The following is a 20,488-nucleotide window of genomic DNA, read 5'->3' as shown; positions in this document are numbered from 1 at the left end:
AGGTTGAGCACCCTTCTCAAACACGATTTCGGCGAGGATGATATTCAAAAATTCAACAATAAGTTGGTAATGATTAATATTGTCGCTATAACTCAACTATGACTTGGCTTTGGTCGATCTGAGCGAAGGTAAAGCGCTTGGCTGATGGCTAAGGGGAGTCGCCTAATGTCCTTTTCAAGCAGGCCGATAGTTGAAAGCTAATCCTTCCTTGAACGCCCAAGAACCGGAAAGAGAGCACTGGGTGGACGAGCAGGCAGCGCTCTTTCGACATGCCTTGGCGAATGGCAGTCGCTCGACGATGCTCGTCCGATTATTCGACTATATGCTCGAAAGGTCCCGCGACGAGAGGTCACCTAAAGAGATCGAAATTGCCATGGCGGTATTTGGAAAAAATGCCGAGTTCGACACATCTCAGGATTCGACGGTTCGGGTCCATGTGCATCGCCTTCGTCAGCGAATCGACAGCTTTAGTGCCGGGAAAAGCGGGATGCGCCTGCAAATCCCCAAGGGTGAATATCGTCTGCTATTGGTCAATGCGTCAGAGGGTGCCGAGGATGCCGGAGCACTCTCCAATACGCCTAAGCGGCCCACAGCGCAGAAAATTATGTCGATCGTCTTCATCTGCTGTCTGGCGCTCTGCACAATGCTATGGGTTGAGGCGTTCCGCACTCAGAGCGCGGCTCACGGTAAGACCCTGACCATTGGCGGGGACTCGTTTTGGCGCCAGGTCGCAATCGACAAGCGCCCGCCGCTAATTGCTGTCGGCGATTTCTACATGGTTGTGGAGAGTGGGCCGGACGGCAAGATTCAGCGCCTTTCCATGCGCCCGGCGATCCGCTCGGGGCGCGAGCTTGATGACTATGTGAAGATGCATCCCGACCAATATGGCAGTTTGCACGACCGGGATATCCACCGTGTTCCCGCAAATATTGCCAAGAGTGCTGCAGCACTGCTTCCGCTTCTTGCGTCGATGCGTCAGGACGGTCATCCGCCAGAGATCATTCCTGCGTCGCAGATTTCCCAGGAGATGATTGATGCCGACAATATTGTGTATATCGAATATTTTCCGGAGTTGGCCTCGCTGCGCCTTCCATTGCTTGGCCGGTCTCGGATTGTGTCTGGACCCAATGCGAATGAGCTAACAGACATTTCCTCGCACAGGACTTTCAAAGCCGGGCCTCTCGCAAGCGATGCGAGGGACACCGGCATCCCAATCAAGGATCTGTCCGGCTACGATTATGGATACATCGCCGCCTACACCGGACCATCCGGCCATCGGATCATCGTGATCTCGGCCATGGGGAACTCCGCATTGTCCCAGATGATCAGGCTCGCGTCGGATTCCCGCCAACTTGATCTGCTGTCACGCGAAACACGCGGCGCGAATTCATTTGAGGCACTTTACCAAGTGCGCACGGCGCGAGGATTGGTGTTCGACACGAACCTCGTCATCGCGCGGGCGTTGACGGCTGCCGGAAGAGCACCCGACGCTCCTTGAAATCACTTATTTCATTGGTCCCGCTTTGTCTTGTCCCAGATACGCTGAGCGTCGATCGGCCTCGCGATCAGCAGGCCACCATCCCACTGGAACCAGCGGCAGTTCAAGATCAGCGGGCAGCTAGCTGAACGACCATCCCTGACGGCGCGCAGCTCCTAGGCCGCTGTTGGAACATTGATTGAATGACCGGTTCCGGCGTAAACCGACATTCCCACAAACGGATCAGAACAGCACTAGTTGGTCGCGTGCTGCCTGAACACGAACGCCGCGTCGTGGGACATTCCTGACGTTCGCATGCGATATTCCGAGCGGCAACTCTGGCCAGAAGTCGACGTTCAAGGTTCGCCTGAGCGACATCGTAGATCGACAAATATTGGGCCACTTGTGGTCAGGCAGGTTTCTGTTGACACGGAATGCAAAGCCGACGCTCGAACAAAAGACTGGCAGTACCACTAATGTTAGAATCAATTTGCCGCGAAGTAGAAATTGACCGAACCTCGCACCATCGACTCGGCACCAGGGGGCTGGTGCTGAGCAAGAAGGGGATGAACCATGGGGCGGACTTGGGTGTCATTCATGTTGAGCATGACGCTTTGCGGCTGCGTATCCTCACTGGACGTGCAGCGGTACGACCCTTCATCCCCCCAAGTCGGCTATCCCTATCGGCTGCGGCTGACGCAATACCAGATAACCGCGAACTGGCGCGTCGTAGGCTGCGATCCAACGGGAAATACTCCGCTAAAGATTAAGACGACGGCCGAGTTAAAGGAGACGACCGCGCTCGACCCGGAGCAGTTTTACGTCATCGATCCGCGGTCACTGCAGGGCCTGTTCCGTACGACCGAATTCACGATGGAATGGTATGAGGACCGGACGCCGAAGTCGATCACATCCGATGCCGACGACCAGACCGGGACGGCGATCGGAAACGTGCTTCAGGGAGTCTCGAAGCTCGCGGCCGCCGGCTTGGGATTCCCGGCTGGCCCGGCTTCGAACAAATGCGCGAAGGCGGTCACCGACGCGCTCGACGGGATTAACGGCAAGCCCGGAGACGATCAGCATCCCGGACAGAAGGCCGTGACGGAAGCGGCGCAAAAGGCGGTCGACTCGCAGACCGCCTTGGTGACGAAGCTCACCGCAGACGCGACCGCGATGGGAACGACGCTCGATGGCATCACACGTCGGAAGCTCGGTCAGGCCCGCGCGAGGCTGGAGGCGCTGGTCGCCGTGCTGACGCTCGAGCAGGGACGGCTCAAGGAGCTGAACGACGTCCTCACCGACTCGCGGACGATCACCTGGCCCAAGGTCGGTTCGGAGTTTGCCAGCACGAAGGGGATCGCGCCTTCGGCTACAGCGAAGAAGCGCTGGAACCTCGACGACAGCTCCTCGGTCGTGATCTTCATGCGGTTGACGCCACTCGATCGACCGGAAGCATTGGCTGCGGCGGAGCCGCCGCCGTCACCCAAGCCCGTCACCACCGTCTCGACTACAACTTCGACGATGACGAGCCCCGCCTCGAACGACGGCGCATGGCCGCGCGCTGACGGCAATGGCGGCGCGGCCGCGCAGCCGCCCAAGCCGGCATCCACGCCCACTCCGCCACCACCGCCACCATCCAACGCGCAACCGACAGCGCGACAGGCACGGGCCAAGCCGTCCGCCATTCCGGGCCTGCCATACCGCGAACCCGGTCGGGTGCGGCTCGTCATCTGCGTGGCCCAGCCGTGCGACGGGACCGTCGAGGAGTTGGACACCGACCGTTTGATCGCATCGACTACCGGCCTGTCGCTGCAGGCAGGAACGATGATGTATCTGCCGTTCCGGGCCCAGACTTTCGCCCACATCAAGAACAGTGCAGGCTTCGCGCAGTCCGGTGTGCTTACGTCCGCCGGATCCAGTCAGCTGCGTGGAGCCGGCAGTGGTGCGGCCGAAGCCTTCAAGGGAGCGTCGGAGCAGGTCGGCGCGATCGTCGATGCACGTCGCACGGCCGAGACGAAGCGCCTCACCGCCGCCGCGGACGAAGCGAAGGCGCGGAAGGCGCTGGCCGACGCCGAGGCGGCGCTGTCGCCCAATCCAAATGCCGACGACCTGGCCAAGATCGCGGCCTTCCAGGCGGAGGCGACGCTCGCGACTGCGGAGAAGTCGGTGCTGGACGCGCAGGCGGCGCTGGCGGCCAGCAAGGCGGCCGCCGGCCAATGACGGACGATGACCAGAAATGGCCCGCCCGGGACGAGATGGTCGCTGCGGCTCCGGTCCTGCCAGAGCCCGAAGACGACCCCGATGCGGCAGCGAGGGTTCGCCGCGTTTACCGGAAGCTGATCTGGAACGCCCCCGGATGGGACGTGGTCGAGCGCGCCCACGCCCCGTTCGCGTTCAGGACCAAAGGTCGGGTCCGGGCGTTCGGACCGAAGGGTCGTCGCCCCAACCTGAGCAACCTTGAGGCGTTCGCACCGCCGCCGCAATCCTGGGACTGGCGTCAGCACATCAAGATGGCTCCGCCGATGGATCAGGGGAAGTGCAACAGCTGCACTGCCTTCGCGATGGCAGCGACCCTCACTGACCTCGCCACGATAAAGTTCGGGTACCTATGCGCCTCCCTGTCGCCCGGCCACCTTCATCGCTGCGTTGGTGGCGCGGATTGCGGCACCGCGCTCGACCCGATGTCACTGGCGAACCTTGCGGAGCAACATCCGATCGCGCTGTGGCAACCCGGCGACTTCCCCTATAATCCTGCGAACTGTCCCACCGCCAAGGGGCAGGGGCGCGTCGGCTCAGTCCAATACATCTACACCCCCGATCAAGCGTTCCAGGCGCTGCAGCACGGACCGCTCCTCGCCGTGATCGATCTCTACGACGATTTCTGGTCGAACTATGGTGGTCAGGTCTACCACCACTCCGCCGGCATAAAGATTGCGGCGCACTCGGTCGAACTGATCGGCTACGACCTGACCGGGCAATACTGGATCATCAAGAACAGCGAGGGCGCTGGGTGGGGGGCGGCGGGATTCGGCCGCATTGCGTTCGGCGAGTGCCGTCTTCTGACGCCCGGCGGCCACACCGCACTCCAGTTGCAGCTCGCCTAGCCATCGTCCGAGACTGCCGTCTGGTCGTCGCCGGCCTGTGGCAGGCAAACGATCTCGGATCGGCCTTCCCAGAACAGCTCGCCGTCATCCAGCAGCCTGTCCGACGGCACGACCGTTGCATCGAACAGGCAGGCCGCTAGCTGATACAACTGGTCAGCAATACCGCGCCGGCGATGAACGGCGTCGACGTGCACGCTGTCACACCGCACTGCTGTATCGTCGGCGGCGAAGACCGCATGCGCGACTGGTATCTCGTTCGCCGGCTCGAACACCTTGCACCACATGCTGCCGAACGACTTCGGAACGGCGATTTCGCGGTCGTCATATTCCCACCGTGACTCGGTGTAGGGAAAGTTCGGCGGCAAACATTCGACGTCGACGTTGTAGGCGTCGTTCAGTATCGGCCCGTTCCAATCGGCCTGCTCCGTGATCGCCTTCACCACCGTGTAATACCAACCAGCGCGGTCCCTGTCTCACGAGAGATCCCCAAGGCGTCGCGCAAGAAGACGTAGAAGCGGGCGGTCGCAGAGACGGGAGGGTTCGCGACATTGAAAATGTAGCCGGTCACAACCAGCGCGTCGGCCGCCAACTCGCCTAGCCGCTCGATCAGCCATGCGAGGAAGGCGTCATGCTCCTCCTGACGGTCATGACCATGCAGTTTCTGGCCGATGTGCCAATCAGACGTTTGAAGAAGACGCAGAGAAGGTTTCAGGTGAGACGACATTGCTACACGTTATCGCTAAGAGCTGGCTTAGAAGCAAGTTTACGGCCTTCCTAAGCGCTCGGAATGGATGCTGTTGTTCAGGTACCCAGCCGATCCGCCCAGGTCCCGCCATCTGAACGAACGACGGCTTGCGGGACGTTGGATAGGCCTCGCAAACTTCCGACGTCAGGGCGCCTTCCCGACGGTCTGCTTCGGGGCGTTCCATCGGCAGCTTCTGTCAGGAGCAGACGTTCGCGGTAGCTGATCTGAACAACCGGCTCTGGTCGCGTGTTGCCGGAAACGAACGCGGAGTCGTGGGACAAAGCAGCTGATCCGGCTGGGTAGTTCGAACGTCCGGTCGTCCCAAAACCCGACGTTTGCCCGCATCGCCTCTAGCGTTCCTGAAGGAGGGGGCTGGCCGTTAGCGGCGACGATTTGTAAGGTGAGGATGTTGGATATCCGCTCTTCCGACCAAAATCCTGCCCCCAATCGGCGTCAACCGGATGGATCGGTCGGCAATTCGCCGCAGCGCTCGAGAACCGCAGAGACCTGCGCGCAATAGTCCGCATTTGCCCTGACGAAATCCTGCAGCGTGTATCGGAAGGCCGGCCGGCCTGCGTTGAGGGTGCCAGTCTCGTCGAGCCAGTCGATCACCGGTATGAACCCGTGAATGATGTTGGCCACTTCGTAGCGCTCACGATCTACGGCACTCCAGATCGCAAACATGGCTTGAGTTTCGTCGCCGTAGGTCCGGTAGACTGCGGCCTCTGCATAATCGGGACATGTGCTGCCATCCCATGTGTAATAGCCATGCAAGCCGTTAAACACAGTGTCGCCCGTGCGGCAGATGATCTCAAAGTAGCCGAGCATCGCATCCTCGTGGAAGCGCGCTTGATGAACGGCATAGAGGAAATGCTTCTTGTCAAACGCATGGAGTTCGACGCTGACATCCGCACCGAGAAGCTGCTCCAGATAGCTGCGGGCTGCCGCCTGCCAGCTCGGTTCAAATGCGATGAAGTCGAGAAAGCCTTCGACCGCCATTGCCCATGACGTTGCGACGGTCGGCGAGACGGTTGCGCGAAAGCTGTTGCGATTGGCTCGTCCACTCCCTCCGAGTGGCGACATAGCCAAAGCTGCTTTCAGCAGTCTCGCGTCATCATTGATCGCATCGATCTTGGGCCAGTCTCCGACCCGGAGAACCTGATCGAGTGAGTAATTGACATCAAGCGATTGCAGCTTTTCGGGGGTTCCATGCGTCCAGCCATGGGCGAACTCGGGCAAGTCTTCGTGAGGGACGTCACCGATCCAGTCTTTAGCATCGGCCTCCGGTTCCCAGCCAGGAGCCGCGTACGGGAGGGCCGCCCCGATCTTCTTGCCCGTCACAGCTTCGATGCGCTCGTGCAGACCGTCCGGCACTCTCCAGATGCAAACGACCATCGGAAAGGCCGGGCGTCCTTCGGGTAAGGTCCGTTTGGCCGCAAACAGGAACAGTGCGAGCCGCACGAAGGGCATTTGCGTCGCGCGGGCCACAATATAATCGGCATATCGCTGACGCGGCTCGGCCGCTTCAAACCGAATCAGATCCATGTCCGGGCTGAGCTGGGGAAGAAACTGCAGGGTCTTGAGCACGACGGGCCGCAGAATGATGTCGCCGTTCTCGACAATGGCGTGGAGCGCCGTGACATCGACACCGCTCGCATAGGTAAAATAGGAGAGCGGAAGGAGGAGCTCGCTCCAATGGGTCGAGACCACGATGCAGCGGACCATTTCCTTTGGCACGCGATCACGCTCGACGAGGAGGGTTACATACTTGCCGAGCTCGTTGAGCGTGCTGCGCGCGCTGCTGTCGCTGCGCTTGACCTCGATGCAAATGACGTGATCGAAAGCGTCGCGCGCTAGGATATCGATCCGCGCGCCAGCACCATTCGGATTGTCGAGCCCATATTCGATCTGGAGCAGCGTCAGGCCAGCTGCGACAAGATCGAGATGGTCGGCGAGGTGATCGCGGAACTCGGCCTCGTTGGCGAAGAGCCCGAGGACCGGCCTAGCATCATTCTTCGGGGGTGAAACTGTCATGATTTGGTGCATAGCGCGGATGGCGTTACCGAGAGAGCATTATCGACGTGTGTCCCTTGCGTGACGCTAGAGCAAACCCGGGACGTCTGTTTTTCTCCGCCGAACGTCCAAGACCGGACGGCCCGCAGTATCCCATCGGCGGTCGTTTCAGGCGACCCATCTCACAGATGAACGGAGGGCGGCGTTCGGGATCAGCGTGAAGAGGCTGGAACGGCGACAATTGGCGCATTGTGACCGACCGTTTAACAGAATGGGGATCGTGGATTCCGGCATGAGCGGTCATTCACGTGCGAGATGCGGAAGGGCTTGAATTGGTCGTGTGTTGCCAGAAACGAACGCGGAGTCGTGTGACAAAACTGACGTTCGCGAGCCGCGCCTGGAATGGCAGGTCCCCATCCAACACCCGCATTTCCTGAATCACTGATGATTGTTCCCGAAATGCGCGAAACTGGCCGGTTGCGAAATGTCGCGTCATTGTCGAGAAACGGGCGGAATCTGGGTCACGTCCCGGTACGTGACCGCATTTGGCGATCGTTGCCATGCCCTCACAGCACGAATGGATCACCCTAGCTCTCGCGTAATGCGACCAAGTCAGCCAGTTCTTCGCACTAACAGCTTACAACCATTGGGGCTACTGGACGAACCGGCGGTGGCGTAATAGGCACTACAGCGACATTCGGTATCACCTGCCATGGTGCAAGCGATGCCGCTTAGAATTCGGTAGGAGGAAACACTCAATGGCAGATCTGTGGTCCAAAGCGCGATGGGCTAGTCGCAACGTCCGGACTCAGCAGGGTGCCAAAGAGAAATCAATCGCAGCCGATGAGTCCGTCCGTTCACGCTTCCAACAGGATTATGATCGCCTCCTCTTCTCGACGCCCGTTCGCCGCTTATCGGACAAGACTCAGGTGTGGCCGATGGACGAAAACGACGGAGTCCGTACGCGACTGACGCATTCGCACGAGGTCGCGAATCTCGCCCGCTCCATCGGCACTCGAATCCACAGTTCCAACAGCAAGCTTTTTGGTGCTGCCGACCTTCACAACGTCGTCCAGCCGATGCTTTCTGCCATCGGCCTAGCCCATGATCTGGGAAATCCACCTTTCGGCCATCAGGGGGAGGCGGCCATTGGACGCTGGTTCAAAAAGCGGGGTAACTGGATTTTTACGCACACGACCGAGGATGCCGGCACGGAACTCGACCATCCAATTCCAGCTGAGTATCGAAAGGAATTTCTTTCCTTTGACGGTAATCCGCAGACAATACGCCTGATTACCAAGCTCCAGACTTCTATATACAACTCAGGACTAGATCTTACTGCAGCGACTTTGGCGGCCGCAATTAAGTATCCAGTCGGCGCTCCGAACCAAGATGACTCAATTCTTACCAGTAAGAAGTATGGATACTTTCAGTCCGAGAAGGAACTTATCGACTGGGTCAGGAAGGAGACCGGCCTAAAGGAAGGGCAGCGGCATCCACTGACATGGATCATGGAGGCCTGCGACGACATCGCGTACTCGGTGCTGGACGTCGACGACGCCATGAAAAAAGGAGTAATCTCGCCGGACGACGTGATCGCAATTCTCTCGACAGACAGTCGCACCAAGAAACATCTAGCCGTGAAGCGTGCGCACGATGCTTTCCGCAAGGTTGTTCGGGCGAACCGAAGGCCTGAAATCGCCCGTGACATTAAGATCGGCTACCTTCGTGCATTCTTCGTTGATGCGCTCATTGAGGAAGCGAGCACGGCCTTTGTTATAAATGGGGATGCTATTACGAATTTATCCCACAAAATCCCGCTAATGGAGAACAATCCTCTTTGCGACACTCTCAAGGAAATCGCGAAGCAGTACGCCTTTGGCCATCCCGCCGTCCTCAAGATGGAGACAATCGGCGCCGAAGCGCTTGATGGCCTCATGACCGCCTTTTGGGATGCGATCCATGACCGTAAGGAAGACGACTTCCAAAAGATCGATAAAAAACGCCGAAGCGCCAAGAACAAATTTGTCTTTGCTCTAATTAGTCAAAATTACTTAGACAACGCCATCAGCTGCGAGTCGCACAATTTCGTTGGATCAATTCGTTACCGAGAACTACGCCTTTTGACTGACATGCTGTCTGGAATGACTGATACGTTCACTATAAAGCTGTGGAACGAAGTGAAGAGTTTAGCCTGATGACCGTTGCTACGGGTCTCCCTCAACTCAAGCGACGGGTCGACGACTATGTCTGGCGTGAGCCAGGCATTCCCATCCAGCGCCTTCGAGACATCCTCGATACATACTTCATGAAGTTCGAAAACGTAGCAATCGTAGGCGGGCTTGTTCGTGACATCGCGCGCAGAGGTAAGGTCGGCTTCAAGTCAGATATTGACCTCGTGATCGCCGCCGACCATACCGAAGTGGCCGAACTTGCTTGCAAATTACATGCGACCCCCAACCGATTCGGGGGCTATGCGTCACGCCATCCGCATTGGAAGATCGATTTCTGGGCTCTCGAAACCACATGGGCAGCCACTCAAGGCTACGCCCACGTACATGGCGTCCAGGATATTCTCAACACCACCTTCTTCGACTGCGACGCGGTCTGCTACGAGATTAAGTCGAGGAAGCTATACGCACCTAATGACTATCTTACCCGCTTGCAGCAGCGTATTCTCGACATCAACCTCTTGCCCAATCCTTCAATTGAAGGGAATTTACTGCGGGCGATCCGTCGTGTCCTCACTTGGGGTTACCATCCTGGCCCGCGACTCCGCGCGTTCATTGACGACCATCTTACCGACGAACGCCTTTCCTCGATTGGCTCAACGGAGGCACGCCTCTTCACTAACATCGTCGTCGGGGCCTTTAATCACTCGGATGATCTGAAACGCATCTTATTTTCCGACAGCCCCAAAAGCGAGTTCAACACAGCTGTCGGTAAGCAACTGATGCTTCCGGGTTTTGAAGACGTAAGTTGAGCCCCGAAACAGGGAGGCCTTGCTGGTTAGGAGCGATATACTGCCGCGCGTGTCACTGGGAACAGCCATTCAGTCCGTGTGCAACCGTGCAGGGCGCTTTGCCGCCCGGCCGCTCAACAGAATGGGAACAGTGCATTCCGGCAGGAGCGGTCATTTGGATGGGCACCGCGGAACGACGTAAGTTGGGCGTCTGCTGCCGCCTCTGCGCAGTGGAGAGAGGCCCCCCAAGAGCCGACGATCATGGGGCGATGGGGCCTGACGCATTATGAGCATCAGCGATGTAACCTCATTGAGTAGATGCAGAATTAGCCCCAAGTGTAATCCTAACGTCCGATGGGCGCGAGCAAACTGGGCTTTCGGCCTGATGTATCGGTCATGCTGGCTCTGACGGGGCCGCAACACCACGGCTCAACTAAGCCTGATTTTCAGGGCAGGAATTCGCGCTAACGAAAAGCTACTTTTCTGTGTATCAGGCCGCGCATCAAGGAGAATTGAATGTCCAGCGTCCTATACACCGTCGGCTATGAGGGGGCGGATATCGTCCATTTCCTGCGGACACTGAAGGATTGCGGTATTAAACGGTTGATCGACATCCGGGATGTTCCCGTATCACGCAGACGTGGCTTCTCGAAAACTGCTTTGGCGAACGCCCTAGAGGAGCAGGGCATCGCCTACATCCACCTCAAGTCACTGGGCGATCCCAAAGCAGGGCGAGAGGCTATGCGCCGCGGGGATTACCCCGCCTTTCTAGAAATCTACACCTCTCACATCGCGACACCGAAGGGGCAGGAAGCCTTGCGTCTAGCGGTCGAGTTGGCCCTGGATCGCCCGTCGATCTTGCTTTGCTATGAACGCAGCCCAACGCAATGCCATCGTACGGTGGTCGCAAAAGAAATGGCTACGCTCGCCGACTTCACCGTCAAGAACGTGGGAGTCAACCCATAACAGCTCGTAGAAGTCTGTGAAAAAGATGTCTTAAAGCCCTTAATCACCCTCGGCAATTGGTGTTAAAACTACGCGGGAACGCTTTTTTCCCGGTGTGAGAGGGGCTTATGGCAGTTGTCCGGACCGAGCGCATACTCATTCTATGCAAGACCTACCCGTCGCCCAGCGAAAAATATGCCGAGACATCATGCGTCGCAGGCATGACGCAGTTGGGCGAATTGATCAGGCTATTTCCGGTTCCCTTCCGCCTTATCCGCGACAGTCAACAATTCCAGAAATGGCAATGGATTTCAGCTCGCATCCGCAAAGCGCAGAAGGATCACCGGCCCGAGAGCCATACGGTCTCCGTAGACACCATCACCTTGGAGGGCAAGCCGATCAGCACTAAGGACGACTGGGCTGCGCGCCGAAACGAACTGAGCAAACTTCCCCTTTTTGCCGATTTTGCGGCTCTTGAAGCCGCACGAAAGACTGAAGGCCTTACCCTTGCTTTACTTCGTCCAGCGAGAATCGATCGTCTTGAGATAACTAAGGCTGAAAGTCCTAACTGGACCGAGGAAGAGCTCAAAAAGTTGGTCAAAGACCAGATCCAAGGCGGGCTCTTCGACGAACAGGATGAACGAGAAGTTCGCTTACTGCGCAAGCTGCCGCACAATTTCCACTATCATTATGAATGCGAGGTCGCTGGCGAAACGCGCCGGTACCGTCATAAGATTGCCGATTGGGAGGCGGGAGCCCTCTACTGGCACTGCGTTGACAAGCATGGTGACGGCTGGGAGGCGCCCTTCAGACAAAAGCTCGAAACCGAATTGCCGGCGAAGGATTTGCATTTCCTGATGGGGACGATCCACCGCTTTCCCGATCAGTGGCTAATCATCAGTGTAATCTATCCTCCAAAAATTTCAACGGACCGTCCTGTCCAGTCCGAGATGATCTTCTAATCGGATCGATTGGCAACCAGAAGCGCCCACCAAGTGGAGGGACGGACGTTCGCCCCAGCAGTCTCTTTCATATCCACTGGTTTTCATAGATGGTACGGCGCATGGTACGTTGTGCCGTCTTTGCCCATTCTTCTATTTGTTCATAATAAAACACAGGTTCCTTTAGAACTGCTTCGTCATATTCTGGAGCTGTCACATGAACCCATGTGTTACGATATTTTCGCAGCTTGTGGATGTCGTCTCGCAGCCCCTGTTCGATAGGCGCGCCATCAATCAAATCCACAAGGCGAACACGTCTTCCATCAGCATATTCAGCGCGAAGATAGGTTTCGATTGCCGCAGTAGCGACTATCACTGTGGCTAGGTTAGCGCCTCCGACAAAGGCATAGTCGCAATCGCGAACGATGAAGGCGCACCATTCCGACATGGTACTGTCTCCTTTCAACAGTTCGTCATCAAGCGCGGTGATGAATGCCCATTTCGCCTCTGCACTCAATACCGTTTCCTCCAAAAAAGCCGTTTTAAGCACCTAGGCCTAGCCGGTCGCGAGAGCAACGAACGACGCTAACACGTTTCGAACGTCTACTTCTCCCGCGCGACCGTGACCACATTCAGCAAGTCCGAGCGTTTGAACGCCAAGAATTTGAGCCCATAAACGAAGGGCGGCTCGCTCCACTACCGGCACCAAAGGCGCCCTTCCGGAGTGTCCCCTGCCATGGGCATTCGGGAGTCAGCTTTCAGCGCGGTGAATAAAAGGCGACAAGCCGGTTCGTCTCTCCACCCAATCCTATGAGCAATGATTTGCAGGCTGTAGATGCGGTTGCGCGATGGCGGCATGCCGGGGCAGCTGTGTGGGCAATATCTGGAGTCCCCAGATAGGTATTTTACGTCCTCGGAACGGGTCTGACGCTGAGAAGAGCGATGGGGAACTTAATGGTCATGCCCGCACAGGCTGATTCTCGTGCGGGCGGAGGCCCGCATGACCCCTACCAAACTGCTCATCGGACAGATCTTTGTCGTGTTCGCCATCGTGTTGGCGGGCGTATGGTTGGCCACACAATGGGCGGCAGCCGCGCTCGCCTACCAGCCCGAGCTTGGGCGGCCGTGGTTTAGCGCGTTCGGCCACCCGATCTACCAGCCATGGGCTTTGTTCGGCTGGTGGTTTTCGTTCGAGGCTTATGCCCCGGCGATATTTGAAGAGGCGGGCGCAATCGCTGCGGCGAGCGGTCTGATCGGCTGCGCTGCGGCGATCTTCGGTTCCGTATGGCGTGCCCGGCAGCAGCGTAACGTCACCACCTACGGGTCGGCGCGCTGGGCAACGGTTCATGATATGCGCGCAGCCGGGCTTCTGAATGAAGCCGGCGTCTTTTTGGGGCGGACCGGTCCACGATATCTCCGGCACGACGGCCCCGAACATATCATGGCTTTTGCGCCGACCCGGAGTGGCAAGGGCATCGGCCTCGTCGTGCCCACCCTGCTGGGCTGGTCGGGCTCGACGGTCATCCACGACATCAAGGGCGAGAACTGGCAGCTGACTGCGGGCTGGCGCCAGCGCTTTTCACATTGCCTGCTGTTCAACCCGACTGATGCCCGCTCGGCGCGCTACAATCCGTTGCTTGAAGTGCGCCGTGGCACCGACGAGGTGCGCGACGTCCAGAACATCGCCGATATCCTGGTGGATCCCGAAGGCGCGCTCGAACGCCGCAACCACTGGGAAAAAACCAGCCATTCGCTGCTCGTCGGCGCAATTCTGCATATTCTCTACGCCGAAGAAGAGAAGACGCTCGCCCGCGTTGCCTCCTTCCTGTCCGACCCGCAACGGCCCTTTACCGCCACGCTGCGGCGGATGATGACTACCAACCATCTGGGGACCGCCGAAGCGCCGATGGTCCATCCGGTTGTGGCATCGGCGGCGCGGGAAGTTCTCAACAAATCGGAGAACGAACGCTCTGGCGTGCTGTCGACCGCGATGTCGTTCCTCGGCCTCTATCGTGATCCGACCGTAGCAACTGTGACGTCGCGCTGCGACTGGCGTATCGCAGACCTGGTCGAGGGAAAGTCGCCGGTCTCCCTCTATCTGGTCGTGCCGCCATCGGACATAAGCCGTACCAAGCCGTTGATCCGCCTCGTGCTCAACCAGATCGGTCGCCGCCTGACCGAGCATCTGCACGCCGAGAACGGCGCCAACGCAGGTGCCCGGCACAAGCTGCTCATGATGCTCGACGAGTTTCCAGCGCTTGGTCGCCTGGACTTCTTCGAGACCAGCCTCGCGTTTCTCGCCGGCTATGGCGTCCGCGCCTTCCTGATCGCGCAAAGCCTCAATCAGATCGAGAAGGCCTATGGCGAACACAACGCCATCCTCGACAATTGCCATGTCCGCGTCGCCTTTGCGACCAATGACGAGCGAACCGCAAGGCGCATTTCGGATGCGCTTGGAACGGCCACCGAGCAGCGAGCGATGCGCAACTATGCCGGGCATCGCCTCGCGCCCTGGCTCGCCCATGTCATGGTCAGTCGGCAGGAAACTGGGCGCGCGCTCCTAACCCCCGGCGAAGTCATGCAACCGCCCGCGACAGACGAACTTGTCCTTGTCTCCGGCACGCCGCCGATCCGAGCGACCAAGCTTCGCTATTTTGAGGACAGCACTTTCAAGGCTCGTATACTTCCGCCGCCGACGCTGGCGAGCGGTGACTATGTCGATCGGCCGGCAGCGCGGGCGGATGTCTGGGCCGACAGTGTCCGCAATACCGATGCCCGTCTCGGTGCCGGAGAAGATAATGTCGACGGCGGGGCCGGCGGAGGTTTGGAGCAGGCGCGGCAACCCGGACAGGAAATCGATCCCCCCCTGACCCCCGATCCAGTCACCACTGATCCGCTCGGTCTCGGCGCTGATGACGATGATGCCGTGGCTTACAGCCAAGCCATGGATCAGGCGCGAGCGCTTGGCACCGCACGCAGCGTCTACGGCATTGAGGCCGGCGCCCCAGCTTCTCACGGGCATCGGCCCGACGATCTGCAGCTGGACTTTTGACCATGGTTGAGAAGATCCGCCATCAGCTGTTCCTGCCGAAACCGGTAAGCGACCGCCTTGAGGCGCTGGCTGCCAAGCCAGGCGCGTCGAAATCGGCAATCCTGACCGATGCGGTCACCGCCTGGCTCAATCGGCGCGGAGCATCGGAACTGGAAGACCGCTTCGGCATCCGTCTCGATCGCCTGACCACGGCCATTGGACGGCTTGAGCGCGACGGGCATATCCAGCTCGAAACGCTGGCACTGTTCATCCGCTACGAACTGGCGATCCAAGCCCCGCTCGCCGAGAACGATCATGCGGGCCGGGCTATCGCCGCCAAGCGGTTCGAGGCCTTCATCACCCAGGTCGGGCGGCAGATCGCCGCTGGACGGCGAACGATTGCCGACGGGTTCGGCGGCGCGGCGGAGAACGGTCGATGAACGGCGGCATCTCCGCAGACCGGCGACGGGCCATGCTTCGCACGGCGATGGGGCCGGTGATTGCCCAAGCACTCGCTGATGCCCGTGTCATCGAGATCATGGTCAATCCCGATGGGGCGCTGCGCCTCGATCGGCTTGGCGAGGGCCGCTCGGATACCGGCGTGCGGATGGACGCCGCTCAGGTCGAGCGAATCATCCGCCTCGTCGCCTCTCATGCGCGGGCCGAGGTTCACGGCGACGCGCCGATCATCTCGGCTGAACTGCCACCGCACATCGAGGGACGTGCAGGCGAACGGTTCGAGGGCCTGCTTCCGCCCGTGTCGACCGCGCCCTGCTTCTCGATCCGCAAGCCAGCCGAACGGCTTTACAGCCTCGAGGATTATGTCGCTGACGGCATCATGACGCCGGAGGTTGCTGATCGGCTGAAGACCTGTGTCACGCAGCGCCACAACATCCTGATCGCCGGCGGCACGAGTTCGGGGAAGACCACGCTTGCCAACGCGCTTCTCGCAGAAATGGCCTGGATCGACGAGCGCGTCATCCTGATCGAGGATACGCGCGAGCTTCAGAGTCCGGCCGCTGATACGGTCGCTCTCCGCACGCGCCCGGGCGTCGTAACGATGGCCGATCTTGTCCGCTCGACGCTGCGTCTGCGTCCCGACCGCATCATTGTCGGCGAGGTACGTGGTCCCGAAGCGCTCGACATGCTCAAGGCGTGGAACACCGGCCATCCGGGCGGCATCGCCACCGTCCATGCCAACAGCGCGATCTCAGCGCTCTACCGGATCGAGGGACTCGTCCAGGAGGCGGTGGTCACCGTCCCACGCCGGCTGATCGCCGAGGCGATCGACATCATCGTCTTCATCTCCGGACGCGGCCTCCAGCGTCGCATCTCGCAGATCGCGCGTGTCGCCGGGCTTGACCCCGACACTGGCGCCTACGCGCTCGCCGACTTCCTCTTGCCCTTCAACCCCCAAGGAGAATGATAATGCAGCTTGCCAAGATTCCATCTCGCGGACCGGCCTTTTTTGTCGGTGCGGCGATCAGCTTGACCCTCGCCATAGCCCCCGTCGCTCAGGCGGCGGGATCGGGCATGCCGTGGGAGCAACCGCTCCAGCAGGTGCTGGAATCTGTCCAGGGGCCGGTCGCGAAGATCGTCGCCGTCATCGTGATTATCGTTACCGGCCTGACGCTGGCGTTCGGCGAGAGCAGCGGCGGCTTCCGGCGCCTTATTCAAATTGTCTTCGGCCTGTCGATCGCCTTCGCGGCTTCGAGCTTCTTCCTGAGCTTCTTCAGCTTTGGCGGTGGGGCGCTGATCGCGTGATCGGCCCAAGCACCGCCTCCAGCGCCCAACATCTCGAAGGGTTCGAGGTTCCCGTCCACGGGAGCCTCGGATCGCCGATCCTGCTCGGCGGAGCGCCGCGCGGGCTGGCGATCGTCAACGGAACGCTGGCCGCCGCCGTCGGCCTCGGCCTCCAGCAATGGATCGCCGGTCTCGTGCTTTGGGCACTTGGCCACAGCATCGCTGTCGTTGCCGCGCGTCGCGACCCCGACTTCGCATCCGTGATGATCCGCCATCTGCGTCAGAAAGGCTATTTTGCGTGCTGAACCTTGCTGAATATCGTCACCGGCCCGACCGGCTGGCGGACCATCTTCCATGGGCGGCGCTCGTCGCGCCCGGCGTCATCCTCAACAAGGACGGCAGCTTTCAGCGGACGCTACGCTTTCGTGGGCCCGACCTGGAATCCGCCACCGAGGCTGAGTTGATCTCTGCCTGTGCCCGGGCCAACAATGTCCTCAAGCGGTTCGGGACGGGCTGGGCGCTGTTCTTCGATGCCGAGCGCCGCGCGGCATCGGCCTACGGCGACAGTGGCTTTCCGGACGCTGCGTCCTGGCTGGTCGACCAGGAACGCCGCGCCGCCTTCCTCGGCGAAGGCGAGCACTATGAAAGCCGATATCACTTGACGCTGACCTGGCTGCCGACGCCGGATAGCGCCGAGGCAGCCGGCCGTTCGTTGGTCGAGCGGCCCGATGCCGACGCAGGCTCAATCCGGGGCCGCGATTGGCACGGAGCGCTGTCGAGCTTCATCGCCGAAAGCGATCGCGCCCTCGATCTCTTCGCGAGCTTTATGCCCGAGGTCCGTGCGCTCGATGATTGCGAGACACTCACTTTCTTGCACGCCACCATCTCCAATCGCCCGCATCATGTCGAGGTCCCCGAGACGCCCGTCTATCTCGATGCGCTGCTCGTTGACACGCCGCTGACGGGCGGGCTGGAGCCGCGACTCGGCGACACCCACCTTCGCACGCTGACAGTGCTCGGCTTCCCAAACATGAGCCGACCGGGAATCCTCGATGCGCTCAATCATCAGGACTTCGCCTATCGCTGGGTCACGCGCTTCATCGCGCTCGATAAAAGCGAGGCAACCAAGGCGCTGACCAAGCTGCGACGGCAGTGGTTCAACAAGCGCAAGTCGATCACCGCGCTGCTGCGCGAGATCATGTACAACCAGCCCTCGCAACTGCTCGATACCGACGCCGACAACAAGGTGGTCGATGCCGACATGGCGCTTCAGGTGCTGGGCGGCGACCATGTCGCGTTCGGTTATCTGACCACGACGATCACGGTGATGGACAGTGATCGCGGTCGGGTCGAAGACAAGGTCCGGCAGGTCGAGCGGATCGTCAACGGGCTCGGGTTCACGACGATCCGGGAAGGCGTCAATGCGGTTGAGGCTTGGCTCTCGTCGTTGCCCGGTCAGACCTATGCGAATGTTCGGCAACCGCTGGTTCACACTCTGAACCTCGCGCATCTTATGCCGCTGTCGTCGGTCTGGGCCGGGCCTGACCGCAATGCCCATTTGGGCGGTCCTCCCTTGCTTCATGCGAGTACGGCAGGTTCGACACCGTTTCGCCTGTCGACGCATGTCGGCGACGTCGGGCACATGCTGGTGGTCGGTCCGACGGGCGCCGGCAAATCGGTGCTGCTTGCGTTGATTGCGCTTCAGTTCCGGCGCTACGCCGGCTCCCAGATCTATATCTTCGACAAAGGGTTTTCAGCGCGGGCAGCTGTGCTGGCGATGGGCGGCGCGCATCATGCGCTTGGCCTGGGCGTCGATGCCGGTGAGACGCTGGCGTTGCAGCCATTGCGCAGGATCGAGGATGCTGCCGAGCGAAGCTGGGCGGTGGAATGGATCGCGGCCCTGCTCGCCCACGAGGGCGTGACCGTCACACCCGAGGTCAAGGAGGCGGTCTGGTCCGCGCTGGGCAGTCTGGCGTCTGCGCCGCCCGAGGAGCGGACGCTGACCGGCCTTGCTCTGCTCCTTCAGTCCAATGCGCTCCGGACCGCGCTCGGGGCCTACACGCTCGATGGTCCGTACGGCAGGCTCCTCGACGCGGCCGAGCAGCATTTCGCCTTCGCCGACGTGCAGTGCTTCGAGACCGAGGCGCTGATGGGGCAGGGGGGCGTCGTCGCGCCCGTCCTGACCTATCTGTTCCACCGACTTGAGGAGCGGTTTGATGGGCGGCCGACGCTCCTCATTCTCGACGAGGCCTGGATCTTTCTTGACCATCCGCTGTTCGCGGCTCGTATCCGCGAATGGTTGAAGGTGCTTCGCAAGAAGAACGTCGCGGTCCTGTTCGCGACCCAGAGCCTTGCCGACATCGCATCGAGCAGCATCGCGCCTGCCATCATCGAGAGCTGTCCGCAGCGCATCCTGCTGCCCAACGACCGGGCAATCGAGCCGCAGGGCCGCGAGGCCTATGAGCGGTTCGGGCTCAACGACCGCCAGATCGAGTTGATCAGTCGCGCGACACCCAAGCGGGAATATTACCTCCAGTCGGCGCGCGGCAACCGGCTGTTCGAGCTCGGCCTCGGACCTGTCGCACTTGCGCTGTGCGGCGCCTCTGATCCGGCCACCCAAGCGCGGATCGACGCGATGATCGCCGAGGGCGGTCAGGCGGATTTCGCCGCCCGCTTCCTGCGCGATGCCGGCCTCGCATGGGCCGCCGACCTTCTTCCCGAATTCCCCGCCCCCCAAAGCACAGGAGTAATGTGATGCGTTACCTCACCCGCAAACATCTGATCGCAGCCGCCCTCAGCGCCAGCGCAACGGCTTTCCTCGTCATTGGTTTTGCTGTGTCATCGACGCCGGCGCAGGCCATCGTCGTCTTCGATCCCAGCAATTACAGTCAGAACCTGCTGACCGCTGCGCGCTCGCTGCAACAGATCAACAACCAGATCACCGCGCTCCAGAATGAGGCGAACATGCTGGCGAACCAGGCGAAGAACCTTTCCCGCATCGACTTTCCGGAGTTGCAGGCGCTGACCCGGACGCTCCAGCAGATTGATCGACTGATGGGGCAGGCTCAAGGTATCCGGTTCCAGGTTTCCGGCCTCGACCTGCAGTTCCGGCAGCTTTTCCCGCAAAGCTTCGGACAAGCACTTCGGCTCAATAACCAGGTGATCGCCGCGCGCGGCCGGCTCGATACCGCCATGACCGCCTACCAGCATACCATGACCGTGCAGGCGCAAGTGGCGGAGAATGTTCAGTCCGACGCGCAGACGCTCGCATCGATCATTGCCAAAAGCCAGGATGCCGAAGGGGCGCTTCAGGCGCAGCAGGCCACCAATCAGCTGCTCGCGCTGACCGCCAAGCAGCAATTCCAGATCCAGACCATGATGGCCGCGCAATATCGAGCCGAAACGATCGAACGCGCTCGAGAGGCGCAGGCTCAGATCGACGCGCAGGCCGCGACCACCAGGTTCCTCGGCTCCGGCACCGCCTACACCCCCCAATAGGCGCGCGCAGGGGCCAGAGGCGGTCCGCC

The 20,488-nt window shown here is 60.2% G+C and carries 18 protein-coding genes; 14 read left to right on the top strand and 4 right to left on the bottom strand.

Translation table 11 applies throughout. The features are described 5' to 3' along the window. The first annotated feature begins 208 nt into the window (after positions 1 to 208). From BGP00_RS08075 to BGP00_RS08065, 3 genes are all read left to right on the top strand, one after another. Positions 209 to 1,498: a hypothetical protein gene (locus BGP00_RS08075; protein ID WP_292693344.1), complete on the top strand. Its 1,290-nt coding sequence runs from the start codon at positions 209 to 211 to the stop codon at positions 1,496 to 1,498. A 576-nt stretch (positions 1,499 to 2,074) separates the two neighbouring features. Next, positions 2,075 to 3,697: a hypothetical protein gene (locus BGP00_RS08070; RefSeq protein WP_292693342.1), complete on the top strand. Its 1,623-nt coding sequence runs from the start codon at positions 2,075 to 2,077 to the stop codon at positions 3,695 to 3,697. Next, the gene (locus tag BGP00_RS08065) at positions 3,694 to 4,581 is read left to right on the top strand and encodes a C1 family peptidase (protein WP_292693339.1); all 888 of its coding nucleotides are present in this window, start codon (positions 3,694 to 3,696) and stop codon (positions 4,579 to 4,581) included. Before BGP00_RS08070 ends, BGP00_RS08065 begins: the two co-directional genes overlap by 4 nt. Here the strand turns inward: BGP00_RS08065 and BGP00_RS08060 are convergent. The 3 genes from BGP00_RS08060 to BGP00_RS08050 all read right to left on the bottom strand — a co-directional run bounded on the left by BGP00_RS08060 (position 4,578) and on the right by BGP00_RS08050 (position 7,360). Then, positions 4,578 to 5,021, bottom strand: coding sequence for a hypothetical protein (locus BGP00_RS08060; RefSeq protein ID WP_292693337.1), 444 nt, complete (start codon positions 5,019 to 5,021; stop codon positions 4,578 to 4,580). The two genes, BGP00_RS08065 and BGP00_RS08060, sit on opposite strands and share 4 nt — an antisense overlap. Continuing rightward, positions 5,018 to 5,305 (bottom strand): hypothetical protein, encoded by a 288-nt coding sequence (locus tag BGP00_RS08055; RefSeq protein ID WP_292693335.1) that lies wholly within the window; start codon positions 5,303 to 5,305, stop codon positions 5,018 to 5,020. Before BGP00_RS08055 ends, BGP00_RS08060 begins: the two co-directional genes overlap by 4 nt. Before the next feature lie 474 nt (positions 5,306 to 5,779). Further along, the gene (locus tag BGP00_RS08050) at positions 5,780 to 7,360 is read right to left on the bottom strand and encodes an endonuclease NucS domain-containing protein (RefSeq protein WP_292693333.1); all 1,581 of its coding nucleotides are present in this window, start codon (positions 7,358 to 7,360) and stop codon (positions 5,780 to 5,782) included. A 737-nt stretch (positions 7,361 to 8,097) separates the two neighbouring features. Here BGP00_RS08050 and dgt point away from each other — a divergent pair. The 4 genes from dgt to BGP00_RS08030 all read left to right on the top strand — a co-directional run bounded on the left by dgt (position 8,098) and on the right by BGP00_RS08030 (position 12,208). Next, entirely contained in the window at positions 8,098 to 9,537 is a 1,440-nt protein-coding gene (gene dgt / locus BGP00_RS08045) for a dGTP triphosphohydrolase (RefSeq protein ID WP_292693330.1), read from the top strand. Then, positions 9,537 to 10,322: a hypothetical protein gene (locus tag BGP00_RS08040; protein ID WP_292693327.1), complete on the top strand. Its 786-nt coding sequence runs from the start codon at positions 9,537 to 9,539 to the stop codon at positions 10,320 to 10,322. The genes dgt and BGP00_RS08040 overlap by 1 nt, the downstream gene beginning before the upstream one ends. 495 nt (positions 10,323 to 10,817) lie before the next feature. Next, on the top strand, positions 10,818 to 11,267 hold the full coding sequence (locus BGP00_RS08035; RefSeq protein ID WP_292693325.1) for a DUF488 family protein: 450 nt from the start codon (positions 10,818 to 10,820) through the stop codon (positions 11,265 to 11,267). Between the two features lie 200 nt (positions 11,268 to 11,467). Next, a complete protein-coding gene (locus BGP00_RS08030) occupies positions 11,468 to 12,208 on the top strand; it encodes a hypothetical protein (protein ID WP_292693322.1) in 741 nt (246 codons plus the stop codon). A 67-nt stretch (positions 12,209 to 12,275) separates the two neighbouring features. Here the strand turns inward: BGP00_RS08030 and BGP00_RS08025 are convergent, their stop codons facing one another. Further along, positions 12,276 to 12,737 carry a hypothetical protein gene (locus BGP00_RS08025; protein ID WP_292693319.1) on the bottom strand — a complete coding sequence of 154 codons (462 nt, stop codon included), beginning with the start codon at positions 12,735 to 12,737 and terminating at the stop codon, positions 12,276 to 12,278. Between the two features lie 450 nt (positions 12,738 to 13,187). On the opposite strand from BGP00_RS08025, the gene BGP00_RS08020 reads away from it, so the two are divergent. Genes BGP00_RS08020 through trbJ form a run of 7 tightly spaced genes read left to right on the top strand, consistent with a single transcriptional unit; the run spans position 13,188 to position 20,459 of the window. Continuing rightward, positions 13,188 to 15,239 (top strand): conjugal transfer protein TraG, encoded by a 2,052-nt coding sequence (locus BGP00_RS08020; RefSeq protein ID WP_292693316.1) that lies wholly within the window; start codon positions 13,188 to 13,190, stop codon positions 15,237 to 15,239. Between the two features lie 2 nt (positions 15,240 to 15,241). Continuing rightward, positions 15,242 to 15,658: a CopG family transcriptional regulator gene (locus tag BGP00_RS08015; RefSeq protein WP_292693313.1), complete on the top strand. Its 417-nt coding sequence runs from the start codon at positions 15,242 to 15,244 to the stop codon at positions 15,656 to 15,658. Further along, complete coding sequence (gene trbB / locus BGP00_RS08010) at positions 15,655 to 16,644, top strand: P-type conjugative transfer ATPase TrbB (RefSeq protein ID WP_292693310.1); 990 nt, start codon at positions 15,655 to 15,657, stop codon at positions 16,642 to 16,644. Before BGP00_RS08015 ends, trbB begins: the two co-directional genes overlap by 4 nt. Before the next feature lie 2 nt (positions 16,645 to 16,646). After that, positions 16,647 to 16,982 (top strand): TrbC/VirB2 family protein, encoded by a 336-nt coding sequence (locus tag BGP00_RS08005; protein WP_292693308.1) that lies wholly within the window; start codon positions 16,647 to 16,649, stop codon positions 16,980 to 16,982. Next, positions 16,982 to 17,266 carry a VirB3 family type IV secretion system protein gene (locus tag BGP00_RS08000; RefSeq protein WP_292693372.1) on the top strand — a complete coding sequence of 95 codons (285 nt, stop codon included), beginning with the start codon at positions 16,982 to 16,984 and terminating at the stop codon, positions 17,264 to 17,266. Before BGP00_RS08005 ends, BGP00_RS08000 begins: the two co-directional genes overlap by 1 nt. Then, positions 17,260 to 19,716, top strand: a complete 2,457-nt coding sequence (gene trbE / locus BGP00_RS07995; RefSeq protein ID WP_292693306.1) for a conjugal transfer protein TrbE — start codon at positions 17,260 to 17,262, stop codon at positions 19,714 to 19,716. The genes BGP00_RS08000 and trbE overlap by 7 nt, the downstream gene beginning before the upstream one ends. Next, positions 19,716 to 20,459 carry a P-type conjugative transfer protein TrbJ gene (gene trbJ, locus BGP00_RS07990; RefSeq protein ID WP_292693303.1) on the top strand — a complete coding sequence of 248 codons (744 nt, stop codon included), beginning with the start codon at positions 19,716 to 19,718 and terminating at the stop codon, positions 20,457 to 20,459. The genes trbE and trbJ overlap by 1 nt, the downstream gene beginning before the upstream one ends. Positions 20,460 to 20,488 lie beyond the last annotated feature (29 nt).

Source organism: Novosphingobium sp. 63-713 (assembly GCF_001898925.1).
Lineage (GTDB): Bacteria > Pseudomonadota > Alphaproteobacteria > Sphingomonadales > Sphingomonadaceae > Novosphingobium.
This window is presented reverse-complemented; position numbering and strand designations above follow the sequence as displayed.